A 14,227-nucleotide genomic window follows, 5' to 3' on the forward strand; every position below is an offset into this window, starting at 1 on the left:
ACAACACCGTGGGATCGCTCCCTCTTGGTTTCGTAAGTCGCCTCAGACACATCAAGACTTTCGCCTCAAGCGCTTCGGCTTGCACGCTCGCCTCTCGGCTCCCGCGCAAGACAAAACCATAACACCACAACCTTCACCCACGCAATAGGCACGCCCCATGGAGATCTGAAGGGTTGCTTCCACTGGCGCAATCCATTGCCAGAACTACGTTTCAGTTGGAGGTCACCGCGATGCCGACGCGTTTCACCGAACAAAGCCAGCGTTTCCGCCCCAACTCAAATGAAGAGCAGGTGCTGCAAAAAGCACGGGAACACTTCGAAGCCACGCTGATTGGCGTGCAGGGGGAACTCGCCGGCAGCGTTGCCGCGATGGAACATCGCCGCTCTGACGACGCCCTGAACTACGGCGAGATCTTCCTGCGGGACAACGTTCCCGTGATGATCTACCTGATGCTGCAAGGACGCTTCGCCATCGTGAAGCAGTTTTTGAGCGTCAGCCTTCAGCTCCAAAGCACCAACGTTCAAACCCGCGGTGTCTTCCCCACCAGCTTTGTGGAGGAAGAAGGAGAGCTGGTTGCGGACTACGGCCAACGCTCGATTGGTCGCATCACCTCAGTGGATGCAAGCCTCTGGTGGCCGATTCTCTGCTGGATCTACGTCAAACGCAGTGGAGACAACGACTTCGGTCGCAGTCCTGAAGTGCAACGCGGTTTACAACTGCTGCTCGATCTGGTTCTTCACCCCAGCTTCGAAGGCACACCGGTGCTGTTCGTTCCCGACTGCGCCTTCATGATTGACCGTCCCATGGACGTATGGGGTGCGCCATTGGAGGTGGAAGTGCTGCTCTTCGCAGCGCTTCGCAGTTGTGTTGGGCTGATGGAACTCTGCCAACGCCACGAGAACAGCGTTCTTCTGGGAGAACGCCTGCGCCTGAGCCGGCAGTGGACCCATGACTTGCGGCAGTTCTTGCTGAAGCACTACTGGGTGACCAGCAAAACGATGCAAGTGCTTCGGCGACGACCAACGGAGCAATACGGCGAAAACCAGCACCACAACGAATTCAACGTTCAGCCACAGGTCATCCCCGACTGGTTGCAGGACTGGCTGGAGAACCGTGGCGGTTACATGATCGGGAACATGCGCACCGGACGACCGGATTTTCGCTTCTACTCCTTAGGAAATTCCCTGGCATCCCTTTTCGGGTTGCTGACAGCGCCACAGCAACGGGCCCTATTCCGACTGGTGCTGCACAACCGTGATCACCTCATGGCCCAGATGCCGATGCGGATCTGTCATCCCCCCATGGAGGGCGTGGAGTGGGAGAACAAAACGGGCTCCGATCCCAAAAACTGGCCCTGGAGTTATCACAACGGAGGCCACTGGCCGAGCCTGCTCTGGTTTTTTGGAGCATCCATCCTTCTGCACGAACGGCTAAATCCCCAGGCCGACGTGTTGCTGATGGGAGAGATGAAAACGCTGTTGGACGAGTGCTATTGGAGCCATCTCAACCAACTCCCACGTCAGCAATGGGCTGAATATTTCGACGGCCCCACGGGTACCTGGGTTGGACAGCAGTCACGCACGTATCAAACCTGGACCATCGTTGGTTTTCTGCTGATGCACCACTTTCTCCACGTCAACCCAGACGATGTGCTGATGCTCAACCTCGACGAATCGATGGGTCAATGACGAATCACAGGAGCCATCGCATAAAAAAACCCGGCTCAACGAGCCGGGGTATGTGAACTGAGCTCAAGCGAGCGATCAGAACAGGCCAAGGGTCAGGGACTTGTCGATCGGAAGTGCCGCACCAATACCGAGATAGATGGTGACCAGTGTTCCGGTCAGGAACACTGTCATCGCAACGGGACGTCGAAAAGGATTCTGGAACTTGTTGAAGCTCTCGATGAAAGGAACAAGCATCAAACCCAAGGGGACCAGGGTTTGCAAAGCAATGCCCAGAAGCTTGTTGGGAACAACCCGCAGGATCTGGAAGACGGGATAGAGGTACCACTCAGGAAGGATTTCCAGAGGGGTTGCGAAGGGATCAGCCTTGTCGGCGAGCATCGCTGGATCCAGTACGGCCAGACCAACCACACAGGCGATGGTGCCGAGGATCACCACCGGGAAGATATAGAGGAGATCGTTCGGCCAGGCAGGTTCACCGTAGTAGTTGTGACCCATGCCCTTAGCGAGCTTGGCCCGCATCTTGGGATCTGAGAGGTCAGGCTTCTTGAGAATGTGCATCAGTTAGTCCAGGTGTTGAGGGAACAGTAGGAACGCAAATCACAAGGGACCAGAAATGCCCTGCTTCCGGATCATCAGGAAGTGCATGAGCATGAACACCGCCAACAGCCAAGGCATCACGAAGGTGTGCAGGCTGTAGAAGCGAGTGAGGGTGGCTTGGCCAACGCTTTCGCCACCGCGAAGCAGTTCGACCATGAAGTCGCCAACCACAGGAATTGCGGCAGGCACGCCGGAAACGATTTTCACGGCCCAGTAACCAACCTGATCCCAGGGCAGGGAGTAACCGGTCACACCGAAGGACACCGTAATCACAGCCATGGTCACGCCAGTGACCCAGGTGAGCTCACGGGGACGCTTGAAGCCACCGGTGAGGTACACGCGGAACACGTGGAGGATGAGCATCAGCACCATCATTGATGCGCTCCAGCGATGGACGGAACGAATCAACCAACCAAAGCTGACGTCGGTCATCAGGTACTCGACCGACTTGTAAGCCTCAGCAACGGTGGGCTTGTAATAGAAGGTCATCGCGAACCCAGTCGCGAACTGGATCAGGAAGCACACCAACGTGATGCCCCCCAGGCAATAGAAAATGTTGACGTGGGGGGGCACGTACTTGGAACCAATGTCGTCAGCAATGTCCTGGATTTCCAGACGTTCCTGGAACCAGTCGTAAACCGGTGATGAGTTCGCCATGCACAAGCGGGCTCGAGTTGCGAAAGTCTACTGAGCACGCTTCTGCCACTGAGGCGAACCCACCGCGATGTATCCAACTGTTAACGATCTTTCAGACTGGCTGCGGCGCAAGGGGTTTCGAACGCTCCGCCAACTCATCGCAGCTGCTCTTTGCTGCTTTTTGGTGCTGGGCAGCGCCTGCACAGTCGTTGCACTTAGCGACACACAACAGCTCGTGGTGGACAGCTGGCGGCTTGTGAACCAGGGTTTTTGGAACCCAGAGCAACTCGATGCGGTGCGTTGGAAGCGTCAACGGCAGAAGGCCATGGAACGCAGCATCGAGAGCAGTGACGATGCCTATTCAGCTATCGAAGCGATGCTGGCTCAGTTGGGCGACCCCTACACCCGGCTGCTTCGTCCAGAGGACTACACGGCGCTGAAGGACAGCACCAACGGAAGCCTCAGCGGTGTGGGCTTGCAACTGGGGCCGGATGAAAGCAGCAATGGCGTTGTAGTGATTTCGGCCCTCGAGGGCTCACCCGCCGGCGAGGCGGAGATTACCAGTGGGACTCAACTGCTTTCTGTTGATGGCCGTGCCGTTGTGGATCTTGGACTTGAGGGAACCGTGGCAGCGCTGCGGGGAGACGTGGGATCGCAGGTGGTGCTGACGCTGGACAACGGCAGCGGAGAACCAAACGAGCTGACCCTGGAACGCCGCAGCGTGGATCTGAGACCGGTGCGCACACGGCGCTTACGCAGCGGCAGTCACACCCTTGGCTATCTGCGGATCACCCAGTTCAGCGAAGGAGTCCCCGAACAGGTGAAAGAGGCACTCACAGAACTCCAGAACAAGGACATCGAAGGGTTGGTGCTCGACCTTCGCAATAACTCAGGCGGTTTGGTGAGCGCTGGATTGGCGGTCGCCGACAACTTCCTTTCCGGTGGCCCCATCGTTGAAACCCGCAACCGCGAGGGGATCAATGACACCATCCAGGCCAGTCTCCAGACGATCTACGACGGACCGATGGTCACCCTCGTGAATGGAGGAACGGCCAGTGCGAGTGAAATCCTTGCTGGAGCTCTTCAGGACAACGAACGCGCCACCCTGCTCGGAGGCCAAACGTTTGGGAAAGGGCTGATCCAAACGCTGACCAACCTCAGTGACGGCAGCGGCCTCGCCGTGACCGTTGCCGGGTATGTGACACCGAGTGGACGGGACATCCAAGGGGAAGGCATCGCACCCGATCGTGGGTTGTCAGATCCGGAACCCCTGAATCCCGGTGGTGATGGTGATCGCTGGCTCTCGGAAGCCGAACAATGGATGGAGGCCCTGCTGGAACAACCCGCTGACGACACCGAGGCATGAGCCAGCGGACTTATCACGACCCTCTGCACCGAGGCATTGGTCTTGACCGCCAAGCCCCAGCCGAGGGGATGGTGATGGACCTAGTGGACACGGCGCCGTTCCAACGCCTGCGTCGCATCCGCCAGCTGGGCCCGGCCTACCTCACCTTTCACAGCGCTGAATCCAGTCGATTCACCCACTCACTTGGTGTCTTTCATCTGGCGCGTCGTGCGTTTGAGCGGATGCTGCCTTTGGCACCAGAGCTGGAGACGTACCGGGGGCTGCTCTACGGGGCCGCTTTGCTCCATGACATCGGCCATGGCCCCCTCAGCCACACCGGCGAAGAGATGTTTGGCCTGCGCCATGAAGCATGGTCAGCACGGGTGATTCGGCATCACCCACAGATCCGTGACTGTCTGGAGAGCCATGGAACCGGCACGGCTGAGGCGGTGGCGGACCTGCTGGAACATGGACGCAGCCCTCACCCGCTGATCAAACACTTGGTCAGCAGTCAGCTGGATTGCGACCGACTGGATTACCTCCTGCGCGACAGCTACAGCACCGGAACGCGCTACGGGCAGCTGGATCTCGACCGCATCCTTGGAGCACTGACCCTGGCCCCTGACGGGGACATGGCCATTCATCCCAAGGGTCTGATGGCTGTGGAGCACTACCTGGTGGTGAGGAACCTCATGTACAGGAGCGTCTACAACCACCGGCTGAATGTGGTGTGCAACTGGCTGCTGGAAAAACTGATCTTGACAGCACGACAACTGGGCCCTGAGCAGGTGTGGGCGGATGAGGTGATGGCCAGCTGGCTCTGGCAACCGAACCAGATCCGATTGGAGGACTTCCTCGCCAACGACGACCAACGCACCGGCTACCACCTCCAGCGCTGGCAAGCCGAAGCGCCAGCGGCCCTGGCTGAACTGAGTGGGCGTTTTCTGGATCGACGCCTGCTTAAAGCAACAGCCGTCGAGCATCTTTCTCCGGCTGATCAACTGCAATTGCTCGCGACAGCCAGGCGGTTGGCCGATCGTCATGGCCACGACCCTGAACTCTGCTGCGGATTGCGTCATCAACAGCTGCGCGGATACCACCCCTATCGAGGCGGCTTACGCCTCTGGGACGGGCAACAGCTCCAAGCCCTGGAGAAAGCCTCTCCTTTGGTCGCCAGTCTCGCGACCCCAGCGGCAACCTCCTGGCTGATTCACCCCCGTGACATCAGTATCGAGCTCAGGAAGGAGATGGACGTTGAATGGCCCCGAGCAGCAGCAGCGTGAAGCAGCCATGACATTGAGGCTTCCCGACCAGCGCCTTGATCACTGGAGGGATCGTTTGCCTGATCTGCTGAGCAGGTGGTCCCAACCGATCGTTGATCTCGATTGCGGGGACTGGAACCTGAATTGCAACGACCTCGCGGATTTGTGCTCCGCCGTCACCGAGGCAGGCCATCAACTCGGACGAATCACCGGCCGGATTCCCGAGACCGTTGTAAGTGCTTCAGCCTTGGGACTGGATGCGAGCCGTTCCAACACGCCTTCCAACCGTGAACTCCAGCCCAATCCTGTGAGGACGGCCCCTTCCGACCTGTTGTTTCACCACGGCACCCTGCGCTCCGGCGACCATCTCCAAAGCGAGCGCACCATCCTTCTCTACGGCGATGTGAATCCCGGAGCAAGGATCAGTTCAACTGCTGATGTCTTGGTGTGGGGTCGCCTGCGGGGCGTTGCCCACGCCGGATGCGAGGGGGCAACGACCGCGAAAATCGTTGCTCTGCAGCTGCGGCCACTGCAACTGAGGATTGCTGACGCTGTAGCCCGAGGCCCAGAGGATCTGCCCCAGGCAGGTTTGGCCGAACAAGCCGAACTCAAAGATGGCGTGATCGCCATTGAACCCGCCGTCATCCAGAGCTTTCAAAAACGCTGAACTCGTTGTCAGAGCTAAAAGCCAGATTATTCTGGCCGCACCAAAGCAGAACCCTGGTGTCGACGACCCGAACCATTCTCATCTGTTCTGGCAAGGGCGGTGTCGGAAAAACAACGACCACGGCAAACCTTGGTATCGCCCTTGCCCGCCAGGGCGCCAAGACTGTGGTTCTTGACGCGGACTTCGGTCTTAGGAACCTCGATCTGCTGCTGGGCCTGGAAAACCGCATCGTCTACACCGCCCAGGAGGTGCTTGCGGAGACCTGCCGGCTTGAGCAAGCCCTGGTGAAACACAAGCAAGAGCCCAATCTGGCCCTGCTCCCTGCAGGCAACCCTCGGATGCTCGAGTGGCTCAAGCCCAAGGACATGCAGGCCATCGTTGCTCTGCTGGAACGCCAGTTCGATTACGTGTTGATCGACTGCCCTGCAGGCATCGAAGACGGATTCAAAAATGCCGCGGCCGCAGCCCGAGAAGCTGTGGTGATCACCACCCCGGAAGTGGCCGCCGTAAGGGACGCTGATCGAGTGATCGGGCTTCTGAACACCCAGGGTGTGCAACCGGTGCAGCTTGTGCTCAACAGGGTGCGCCCAAAGATGATGTCGAACCAGGAAATGCTTTCGGTGGACGATGTCACCGACATTCTGGCGTTACCTCTTTTAGGGCTTGTTTTCGAAGACGAACAGGTAATCGTGAGCACCAACCGCGGTGAACCCTTGACCCTGAGTGATTCGTCTTCCCCAGCGGCTCAGGCCTACGGCAACATCGCTCAACGGCTTCAGGGCGAAGACATTCCTCTGATGGACCCCTCCCAGGCCCGCCGCGGCCTCCGCGCCAGGATGCGCAAGCTGATGCAAACCCGGATTTTCTGAGGCGATGACAGTCAAGGAATTCATCGACAAACTCCTGCGCCGTCAGCCCGCCAGTGCAGAAACAGCCAAAGAGCGGCTCCAGTTGGTGCTGGCCCACGACCGCAGCGACCTCAATCCGGAGCTGCTCGAACAAATGCGCCGCGAGATCCTCGAAGTGGTGGCCCGCTACGTGGAAATCGACCTCGCGGAAGGTGATGTGAGCCTCGAGACGGAAGACCGCGTCACCGCCCTGGTGGCCAACCTGCCGATCCGTCGCCCGATCGCCCAACCAGCGAAGGTGGAACCCTCTGAGCAGCAACCTGCTCAAGCTTGAAACCTCGGATCCTGAATCTCCTCACCCCCGCTGAACAGCGGGTGGTGATGTTGTTGCTCGAAGGCCTCAACAACCGAGCTATCTCCAAGCGATTGGTGATCAGTCATCGCACCCTTGAGTGTCATATCAGCAGGGCACTCCGGAAGAGCGGTTGTCGCAATCGACTCGAGCTGGTGTTTGGGCTGATCAGGGATGGAGACCCCGCATTGAATCGCCAGGCAGCCGGTAAGATGCAATCCATGCCGGCTTAGCTCAGAGGTAGAGCAGCGCTTTTGTAAAGCGAAGGTCATCGGTTCAAATCCGTTAGCCGGCTTGATCTGAATCAGGACGACGGGCTGCGGTCGGATTCGCCCGCCAGCAGCCAGAAGAAGAACAACCCCAACAGCCAGGGGAGAAGATTCAGTTGAAGCGTCCAGGTGAAGACAGCTTCCAGGGGCTCCAGCACCCAATGAAGCAAGGCCATCACAAGCAGACAGAGCCCAACAAGCGAGATCACTCGAGCACCTCAACCCCTGCCGGAATCACAGCACCACGTCGCACCATGCGCCAGCGTCCGTCCTCGACCCAGACCAACACCGTGCTGGCCTGGCCCGAGGGTTGAGGCCAGGGCTGCGGACCCAGCTGAGCGACATCAGGGAAAACCAACGACGCCTCTGCTGCGGTCATGCTCGCAGGTTCTCCGGAACGATTGGCACTGGTCGTGGCCAACGGCCCGCTGATCTGAAGCAGAGCACGGGTCTGCTCACAGGCCGGAATGCGGCAGCCCAGCGTTGTGCCACCTGGATTGAGATATCGGCCAGCTCCGCCATCACGGGCAGGCACCACCAGGGTGAGCGCTCCAGGCCAATTGCGCTCAGCCAAGGCTTCAACCTCCCGATGGCACGGAACCGCAACCTCGTGAAGCAAGTCGTTCACAGATGCCCCCATCAAGATGAGGGGCTTGTCCGCCGGTCGGCGTTTCAGGCGCCAGAGAGTCTGGGCTTGATCGGGAAGCACCGCCAGTCCCGGCAGGGTGTCGGTGGGAATGACGGCCGCTTCGCCGGCACGAAGCCGCAAGGCCAGATCGGTGGCGGCCAGAACCGGAGCGGGCATGAATCCTTCCTTCATCGCAAGGGTTGCATCAGCTTGATGCGGCAGGTTTGCGAGCAAGCGCAAAGCGAAGGGTCCCCTCAAGATCTGCGGCCGTGCTGACCTCCACCAAGCCGGCATCCCGCAGCAGCTGGATCACCTGAGCGCTCTGGTCGTGATGGTGTTCGAGCAGAAGCCAGCCACCAGGCGACAGCCCTGTTGGTGCTCCATTCACCACGGCCCGGATGGCATCCAAGCCATCCGGGCCCCCACGTAACGCCATATGAGGTTCATGGTCACGAACCACAGCCTCAAGACCGTCAACCACAGCACCGGGGATGTACGGAGGATTGCTGACCACAAGATCCAGGCTCCCCCACCAAACCTTTAGAGGAGTCCACCACGAACCGAGGTGCAGCGAACAGTTGTGATGCGGGGCGCAACGCGCAAGGTTGCGTTCTGCCAGACGCAAGGCATCGGGACTGAGGTCGACGCCATGCCCCGGTGACGTCGGCCAGGCGCGGGCTAAACCCACAGCGATGGCCCCTGAGCCGGTGCCGAGGTCAGCCCAACAGGTGGGGGGAGTGGCGTTGAACTGGCCCAGGGCCAGATCCACCAGCAGTTCCGTTTCCTGCCGGGGAATCAATGCGGCAGGCGACGACTCAAGCAGCAAATCCCTCCAGGGACAGAGCCCCACCAAGTGCTGCAGGGGAACATCCCCGTAAAGATGCCGCTCCCACAGATCAGAAAGCGCCTCAAGGGACTGCTCTAGGGCGACGGTGCGCGTGGGGTCCAGCAACAGTCGTTGCAGGCTGGCCCAACGAACGCCACCGGCCAGATCAAGCAACCAATCGAGATCAGCTGCGGTGCCACCCCGGGCGAGTTGTTGACGCCTCCACTGCAACACGTCAGTGCCGGGCACGGTTTTGCAGTCTGTCAAGGCCGAGGCTTGCGCCAATGCAATCCAGACTCACACAGCAGTTCGCCCTGACACTCAAGGGCCAAAAGCTGGGGGGCCAGCTCAGCAGGGGAGCACTGCAAACGAAGCAACAGCTGATCAAAGGTCGCCCCCGAGCCGATGGCCTCCATCACGCGTTGATGTTTACCGCGTGAATCCTCTGGCTTCAGGGGGCCATCACCAAGAGAGGCAAACAACTCCTCGGGGTGGATCAAGGCAGTCGCACCATCCCGAAGCAGGGCATTGCTGCCGCGACAGGACCAACGGCGGGCATCACCAGGAACCACCCACACCGGGCACTGCATCCGGCTCGCCCAGCGGGCCGAAATCAGTGCTCCGCTGCGTTACGGACACTCCACCACCACAAGCGCTTGGGCAAAGGCCACCAACCAACGATTCCGCGCCGCGAAGTGCCCTGGATGCACGCGGCAACCGGACCGGTTTGGGCTCACCAACAGCCCTTGCCTGCCGACCTGCTACTGCAAAGATTGGTGGTGGGCTGGATAGACACGATCCAAGGGTGTCCCCAACACCGCGATGGGTGCACCGTTTCTGGCCAAACAGCAGCGATGGGCTGCAGCATCAATCCCTTCCGCAAGACCACTAAGGACGGGCCAACCTGCCTCGGCCAAAGCGCGGCCCAGTTCTTCAACCATCGCAAGGCCATGGTCCGAGGCGGAGCGGGTGCCCACCACCGCGATGGCGGTTCGGGCATTCAAATAACCAAGCAGCGCTCGATCCCCTTCGACGTACAACCCGGAAGGGGGTGAGTTCACACCGTCCAAGCTGCATGGCCAGGCAGAGTCACCCGGCAGAAGAGCACAGGCAGGAACATCAAAGACGGGCTAAGGCCCCCGCTCCCGCCGGTAACGATCCACGGCGTCCAGACAATGCGCCGGCCAAGCCAGCGCCTGGCCAAGGCGTTCCATCGGCCACCCCCAAAGCTGATCAGGGCCGATGGCTTGATCGCGGCAAAGTCTGCGCAGATCGGCCATGCGTGCGTTGCCCAAGCCAGGGCAACAGGTCCAGAGCCACCACCATCCCCGCACCAGCACCAAGCAAGCACATTTGTACTAAAACAGCGTCGGTGTCTCGGGGGTTGACTCAAAGCGCTTGGCGCACCAGCTGATCCATTACCTCCTTCAGCTGCGCCGGCACGCGCCTGAGCACACGCCCCCCACGCACCATCACCAGATTCACCGACGCCTCCGCAACCACCGCGTCTCCGCAGACAAAGCGAGAAACCCATGGCCAGCGCACCCCCTGCTGACCAGGGCATCGGCTTTCAACACACACCTTGTCGCCGTGCCGGAGCGGCTGGCGGTAATCCAAGTGAAGGGACACCACCGGCATATCGACACCCATCGCATTCATGGCGGCATAGCCCAGGCCAGCAGCCTGGAGGGCCTCCACCCTGGCTTCCTCCAGCCACTGCACATAGGCCCCATGCCACATCACACCGGCGTAATCGGTGTGCTGCGGAAGCACACGCTTGGTCAGGGTGTACATGATCCTCGTAACGCTGTGACATCAGCTTGTCTCCACGGAGGAAACCACCCATAGGCTTTCGCAAAGGCTGCTTCATCTCCCTGTGTTCAGGAACCTTCTGATTGCCGACTCGGGCAAGGGTCACGTCGAAGAAATGATCCGGATGCTCCAGGACATTCCCAGCCTGAAAGCAGCAAAGATCAATTTGCTACACGTGGTCTCGGAACAGAGCAAGTCGCAATCCGACGGCCATCGCGACGAAGCAGAAAACCTCTTGAACAGCGCAATCACGCGCATGGGACTCAGCACATCAAGTGTGAGCACCTTGATTCGTGAGGGTGACACCAAGCAGACAGTTCTCAAGGTTGCCGATGAGGTTCAGGCAGACCTGATCGTGATGGGATCCCGCGGGCTGGGACGTCTTCAATCGATTCTGGCCAACAGCACCAGCCAATACGTCTTTCAATTGTCCACCCGGCCCATGCTGCTGGTGCGGGACGACCTCTACGTCAAGCATGTCAACCGCGTGATGGTGACGATCGACGGAACAGGCGTGGGGGACGACGCCCTTCGCACAGCCTGCGAACTGGTGCGTGAAATCCCCGGCGGAACCCTCACCGGTGTCCATGTTGTTCGCCAAGAATCAGCACCCTCACGAGGAGGCCGGACAAAAGCGGACGAGGTTCTCGACGCTGCTGTTCAGCGAGCAAGAGGCTTCGGCGTTGAGATGAAAGCCATTCATACCGAAGGGAAGGACATCGGTCGAAGTGTTTGCCTGGCTGCATCGGAGTGCAACGCCGACTTGGTGGTCATCGCCTCCCAAGACCGACGACCTCTCGTTGCCAGAGGGCTGGTGGATTTGGACAAGCTGCTGGGAGGATCAGTCAGCGACTACATCCGTGTGCACGCACCAGCGCCTGTGCTGCTGGTGCGTGAGCCTGAACAAGGCTGAATCAAGCCTCGCTGTTCTGCGTGCCGATGTAGAGCACGATCAGGAAGATCGCCGGAACCAGAATGAACAGGAGACTGGCGACGAATCCGAGATCGTTGGTTTCCATGGCCGTTAGAGGGATCCAAGCGAAGGTATCACCGACAAGAGGTCTGAGGAGTGCCCCCCCTAGGCCTCGTCACCGGCGGTAGCAGCCTTGCCACCCGGGACATCCCCATCAGCCACATCCTGATCCTCCTCATCAAGCTCACTCACCGGAGGGGCTGGCCATGCCGTAGGCCCCGCCGGCAGCGGCGCCTGCCTGGCCGCAGCCAATCTCGAATCAGCATTGGCAAGCCTCACCTGAGGCCGGGTAAGGACCAACACGGACTTCTCCACCAGGGCCTGACATGCCAAACGCCACTCCTCGGGTCGGCGGCGCAATTTGCTGTCTTCGACAGCGGTGCGTGCTGTCAACGCATCGGCGTTGTCTTGATCAACTACGGAAACAAAGCAGGTGATGCATTGGCCACAGCCACCACAGTTGCCCAGCTGCCCCTTCAAGCCGTAGAGCTCGATGCCCTCGCGCCTGGCCACCTCACGCAAATTTTCGCCGGGATAACACTCCACATCACGCCCTTCGCGAACAAACCGGATAACGGGCATTAGCTCACAAGCAACCAATCCCCATAATGAGCCGAAGCATTGCGTTTTGTGAACAGCACAGCCCTGACTTTCTTGTCACTGACCGTTGCGGGCAAGTCACTTTTTCCCCGCCCTATGGACTGAAGCCCTTACGATCATCCATGTCTGACTGCTTATGCAGTCTTGTCCCCCGAACCTGACCCATGGGATTGCCCTGGTATCGGGTGCACACCGTTGTCATTAATGACCCGGGCCGCCTTTTGGCTGTGCACCTCATGCATACAGCCCTAGTAGCCGGCTGGGCCGGCTCCATGGCTCTCTACGAGCTGGCCATTTTTGATCCGTCCGACCCTGTCCTGAACCCCATGTGGCGTCAGGGCATGTTTGTGATGCCCTTCATGTCCCGCCTTGGCGTGACCGGCAGCTGGGGTGGATGGAGCATCACAGGCGAAACGGGTGTTGACCCAGGTTTCTGGAGTTTCGAGGGCGTCGCTGCCGCTCACATTGTTTTCTCCGGCCTGATGATGCTGGCCGCCATCTGGCATTGGACTTATTGGGACCTTGAAATCTGGCAGGACCCCCGCACGGGAGAACCCGCGCTCGACTTGCCGAAGATCTTCGGTATTCATTTGCTGCTTGCTGGTCTCGGCTGCTTCGGCTTCGGCGCTTTCCACCTGACTGGCGTCTTCGGGCCTGGCATGTGGATTTCTGACCCCTATGCGCTGACTGGTCACCTAGAGGCCGTTCAACCGTCTTGGGGACCTGAAGGCTTCAACCCCTTCAACCCAGGTGGCATCGTTGCCCACCACATCGCTGCTGGCATCGTCGGCATCATTGCCGGGATTTTCCACATCACCACACGTCCACCCGAGCGTCTCTACAAAGCGCTTCGGATGGGCAACATCGAAACGGTTCTTGCCAGCGCAATCGCAGCCGTATTCTTCGCCGCCTTCATCGTGGCCGGAACTATGTGGTACGGCTCTGCCGCAACCCCCGTCGAGCTGTTTGGCCCCACCCGTTATCAGTGGGATCAGAGCTATTTCAAAACTGAAATCAACCGTCGTGTGCAAACCGCGATGGATGATGGAGCAACTCAGGAAGAAGCCTTTGAGACCATCCCTGAGAAGCTCGCCTTCTACGACTACGTGGGCAATAGCCCTGCCAAGGGCGGCCTGTTCCGCGTGGGTCCGATGGTGAATGGCGATGGTTTGGCAACCGCTTGGGTTGGCCACATCGCATTCAGCGATAAGGATGGTCGCAATCTTGAAGTTCGTCGCCTACCGAACTTCTTCGAGAACTTCCCCGTCGTTCTGCAAGATGAACAAGGCATTGTTCGCGCAGACATTCCCTACCGTCGTGCGGAAGCCAAATTCTCCTTCGAACAACAGGGCGTGACCGCCAAGGTGTTTGGTGGTGCGCTGGACGGCCAAACCTTCACCGACCCTGCCGACGTAAAGCGCCTCGCACGCAAAGCTCAGCTGGGTGAAGCCTTCGACTTCGACCGTGAGACCTACAACTCTGACGGTACGTTCCGCAGCTCGCCGCGTGGCTGGTTCACCTTCGGCCATGCCACCTTCGCGCTGCTGTTCTTCTTCGGCCACATCTGGCACGGTGCCCGCACCTTGTACCGCGACGTGTTCGCTGGCATTGATCCCGACCTCGGAGATCAAGTTGAGTTTGGCCTCTTCGCCAAGCTCGGTGACAAAACCACCCGTCGCCTGCCCGAGGGCTACGTTCCCCCTGCTGGAACACCCCTCAACTGA

20 protein-coding genes and 1 tRNA gene are annotated in these 14,227 nt (G+C 59.6%); 10 read left to right on the forward strand and 11 right to left on the reverse strand.

Features of this window, described 5'->3' with window-relative positions; genetic code table 11:
* The first annotated feature begins 230 nt into the window (after nt 1-230).
* Nucleotides 231-1,688 (forward strand): glycoside hydrolase 100 family protein, encoded by a 1,458-nt coding sequence (locus tag FZX09_RS08445; protein ID WP_226402196.1) that lies wholly within the window; start codon nt 231-233, stop codon nt 1,686-1,688.
* A 75-nt stretch (nt 1,689-1,763) separates the two neighbouring features.
* Here FZX09_RS08445 and petD read toward each other — a convergent pair whose 3' ends face one another.
* Together petD and petB are read right to left on the reverse strand one after the other, a co-directional pair.
* A complete protein-coding gene (gene petD, locus FZX09_RS08450) occupies nt 1,764-2,246 on the reverse strand; it encodes a cytochrome b6-f complex subunit IV (RefSeq protein WP_006851144.1) in 483 nt (160 codons plus the stop codon).
* A gap of 39 nt (nt 2,247-2,285) precedes the next feature.
* A complete protein-coding gene (gene petB, locus FZX09_RS08455; RefSeq protein WP_011363493.1) occupies nt 2,286-2,942 on the reverse strand; it encodes a cytochrome b6 in 657 nt (218 codons plus the stop codon).
* Nucleotides 2,943-3,009: 67 nt separating this feature from the next.
* On the opposite strand from petB, the gene ctpZ reads away from it, so the two are divergent.
* The 7 genes from ctpZ (at nt 3,010) to FZX09_RS08490 (ending at nt 7,690) form a co-directional block, all read left to right on the forward strand.
* Nucleotides 3,010-4,287 (forward strand): carboxyl-terminal processing protease CtpZ, encoded by a 1,278-nt coding sequence (gene ctpZ, locus FZX09_RS08460; protein WP_226401988.1) that lies wholly within the window; start codon nt 3,010-3,012, stop codon nt 4,285-4,287.
* Nucleotides 4,284-5,549 (forward strand): HD domain-containing protein, encoded by a 1,266-nt coding sequence (locus FZX09_RS08465; protein WP_226401989.1) that lies wholly within the window; start codon nt 4,284-4,286, stop codon nt 5,547-5,549. Before ctpZ ends, FZX09_RS08465 begins: the two co-directional genes overlap by 4 nt.
* A 7-nt stretch (nt 5,550-5,556) precedes the next feature.
* Nucleotides 5,557-6,195, forward strand: coding sequence for a septum site-determining protein MinC (gene minC / locus FZX09_RS08470; protein ID WP_226402198.1), 639 nt, complete (start codon nt 5,557-5,559; stop codon nt 6,193-6,195).
* A 56-nt stretch (nt 6,196-6,251) separates the two neighbouring features.
* Nucleotides 6,252-7,064: a septum site-determining protein MinD gene (gene minD / locus FZX09_RS08475; RefSeq protein ID WP_006849989.1), complete on the forward strand. Its 813-nt coding sequence runs from the start codon at nt 6,252-6,254 to the stop codon at nt 7,062-7,064.
* A 4-nt stretch (nt 7,065-7,068) separates the two neighbouring features.
* Nucleotides 7,069-7,377, forward strand: coding sequence for a cell division topological specificity factor MinE (gene minE / locus FZX09_RS08480; protein ID WP_226401990.1), 309 nt, complete (start codon nt 7,069-7,071; stop codon nt 7,375-7,377).
* Nucleotides 7,374-7,628, forward strand: a complete 255-nt coding sequence (locus FZX09_RS08485) for a helix-turn-helix transcriptional regulator (RefSeq protein ID WP_226401991.1) — start codon at nt 7,374-7,376, stop codon at nt 7,626-7,628. Before minE ends, FZX09_RS08485 begins: the two co-directional genes overlap by 4 nt.
* Nucleotides 7,619-7,690: transfer RNA gene (locus FZX09_RS08490), tRNA-Thr, on the forward strand. The genes FZX09_RS08485 and FZX09_RS08490 overlap by 10 nt, the downstream gene beginning before the upstream one ends.
* Before the next feature lie 9 nt (nt 7,691-7,699).
* Here FZX09_RS08490 and FZX09_RS08495 read toward each other — a convergent pair.
* The 7 genes from FZX09_RS08495 to FZX09_RS08515 all read right to left on the reverse strand — a co-directional run bounded on the left by FZX09_RS08495 (nt 7,700) and on the right by FZX09_RS08515 (nt 10,912).
* A complete protein-coding gene (locus tag FZX09_RS08495; RefSeq protein WP_226401992.1) occupies nt 7,700-7,840 on the reverse strand; it encodes a hypothetical protein in 141 nt (46 codons plus the stop codon).
* A 29-nt stretch (nt 7,841-7,869) separates the two neighbouring features.
* Nucleotides 7,870-8,484 (reverse strand): L-threonylcarbamoyladenylate synthase, encoded by a 615-nt coding sequence (locus FZX09_RS08500; RefSeq protein ID WP_226401993.1) that lies wholly within the window; start codon nt 8,482-8,484, stop codon nt 7,870-7,872.
* A gap of 13 nt (nt 8,485-8,497) precedes the next feature.
* Nucleotides 8,498-9,403: a peptide chain release factor N(5)-glutamine methyltransferase gene (prmC, locus tag FZX09_RS08505; protein WP_226401994.1), complete on the reverse strand. Its 906-nt coding sequence runs from the start codon at nt 9,401-9,403 to the stop codon at nt 8,498-8,500.
* Nucleotides 9,382-9,708: a hypothetical protein gene (locus FZX09_RS12075; protein WP_370624220.1), complete on the reverse strand. Its 327-nt coding sequence runs from the start codon at nt 9,706-9,708 to the stop codon at nt 9,382-9,384. Before FZX09_RS12075 ends, prmC begins: the two co-directional genes overlap by 22 nt.
* A gap of 171 nt (nt 9,709-9,879) precedes the next feature.
* The gene (locus FZX09_RS12080) at nt 9,880-10,218 is read right to left on the reverse strand and encodes a DNA-processing protein DprA (RefSeq protein ID WP_370624227.1); all 339 of its coding nucleotides are present in this window, start codon (nt 10,216-10,218) and stop codon (nt 9,880-9,882) included.
* Between the two features lie 30 nt (nt 10,219-10,248).
* On the reverse strand, nt 10,249-10,413 hold the full coding sequence (locus FZX09_RS12085) for a hypothetical protein (RefSeq protein WP_370624221.1): 165 nt from the start codon (nt 10,411-10,413) through the stop codon (nt 10,249-10,251).
* Between the two features lie 94 nt (nt 10,414-10,507).
* Nucleotides 10,508-10,912 (reverse strand): thioesterase family protein, encoded by a 405-nt coding sequence (locus FZX09_RS08515; protein ID WP_226401995.1) that lies wholly within the window; start codon nt 10,910-10,912, stop codon nt 10,508-10,510.
* Nucleotides 10,913-10,994: 82 nt separating this feature from the next.
* On the opposite strand from FZX09_RS08515, the gene FZX09_RS08520 reads away from it, so the two are divergent.
* The gene (locus FZX09_RS08520; protein WP_226401996.1) at nt 10,995-11,843 is read left to right on the forward strand and encodes a universal stress protein; all 849 of its coding nucleotides are present in this window, start codon (nt 10,995-10,997) and stop codon (nt 11,841-11,843) included.
* Between the two features lies 1 nt (nt 11,844).
* Here FZX09_RS08520 and psbM read toward each other — a convergent pair whose 3' ends face one another.
* Nucleotides 11,845-11,949: a photosystem II reaction center protein PsbM gene (gene psbM, locus FZX09_RS08525; protein WP_226401997.1), complete on the reverse strand. Its 105-nt coding sequence runs from the start codon at nt 11,947-11,949 to the stop codon at nt 11,845-11,847.
* 59 nt (nt 11,950-12,008) lie between these two features.
* Entirely contained in the window at nt 12,009-12,485 is a 477-nt protein-coding gene (locus FZX09_RS08530) for a 2Fe-2S iron-sulfur cluster-binding protein (RefSeq protein ID WP_226401999.1), read from the reverse strand.
* A gap of 182 nt (nt 12,486-12,667) precedes the next feature.
* Here FZX09_RS08530 and psbB point away from each other — a divergent pair, with 182 nt between their 5' ends.
* Complete coding sequence (psbB, locus tag FZX09_RS08535; protein WP_226402001.1) at nt 12,668-14,227, forward strand: photosystem II chlorophyll-binding protein CP47; 1,560 nt, start codon at nt 12,668-12,670, stop codon at nt 14,225-14,227.

Source organism: Synechococcus sp. MU1643, from assembly GCF_020514095.1.
GTDB lineage: Bacteria > Cyanobacteriota > Cyanobacteriia > PCC-6307 > Cyanobiaceae > Parasynechococcus.

Coding starts and splice junctions, on each gene's coding strand:
- FZX09_RS08530 (WP_226401999.1), bottom strand. CDS start 12,485: ATGCCCGTTATCCGGTTTGTTCGCGAAGGGCGTGATGTGGAGTGTTAT.
- psbM (WP_226401997.1), bottom strand. CDS start 11,949: ATGGAAACCAACGATCTCGGATTCGTCGCCAGTCTCCTGTTCATTCTG.
- ctpZ (WP_226401988.1), top strand. CDS start 3,010: ATGTATCCAACTGTTAACGATCTTTCAGACTGGCTGCGGCGCAAGGGG.
- minC (WP_226402198.1), top strand. CDS start 5,557: ATGACATTGAGGCTTCCCGACCAGCGCCTTGATCACTGGAGGGATCGT.
- psbB (WP_226402001.1), top strand. CDS start 12,668: ATGGGATTGCCCTGGTATCGGGTGCACACCGTTGTCATTAATGACCCG.
- FZX09_RS08465 (WP_226401989.1), top strand. CDS start 4,284: ATGAGCCAGCGGACTTATCACGACCCTCTGCACCGAGGCATTGGTCTT.
- FZX09_RS08445 (WP_226402196.1), top strand. CDS start 231: ATGCCGACGCGTTTCACCGAACAAAGCCAGCGTTTCCGCCCCAACTCA.
- FZX09_RS08495 (WP_226401992.1), bottom strand. CDS start 7,840: ATGGCCTTGCTTCATTGGGTGCTGGAGCCCCTGGAAGCTGTCTTCACC.
- FZX09_RS08500 (WP_226401993.1), bottom strand. CDS start 8,484: ATGAAGGAAGGATTCATGCCCGCTCCGGTTCTGGCCGCCACCGATCTG.
- FZX09_RS08515 (WP_226401995.1), bottom strand. CDS start 10,912: ATGTACACCCTGACCAAGCGTGTGCTTCCGCAGCACACCGATTACGCC.
- FZX09_RS12075 (WP_370624220.1), bottom strand. CDS start 9,708: ATGCAGTGCCCGGTGTGGGTGGTTCCTGGTGATGCCCGCCGTTGGTCC.
- minE (WP_226401990.1), top strand. CDS start 7,069: ATGACAGTCAAGGAATTCATCGACAAACTCCTGCGCCGTCAGCCCGCC.
- petD (WP_006851144.1), bottom strand. CDS start 2,246: ATGCACATTCTCAAGAAGCCTGACCTCTCAGATCCCAAGATGCGGGCC.
- petB (WP_011363493.1), bottom strand. CDS start 2,942: ATGGCGAACTCATCACCGGTTTACGACTGGTTCCAGGAACGTCTGGAA.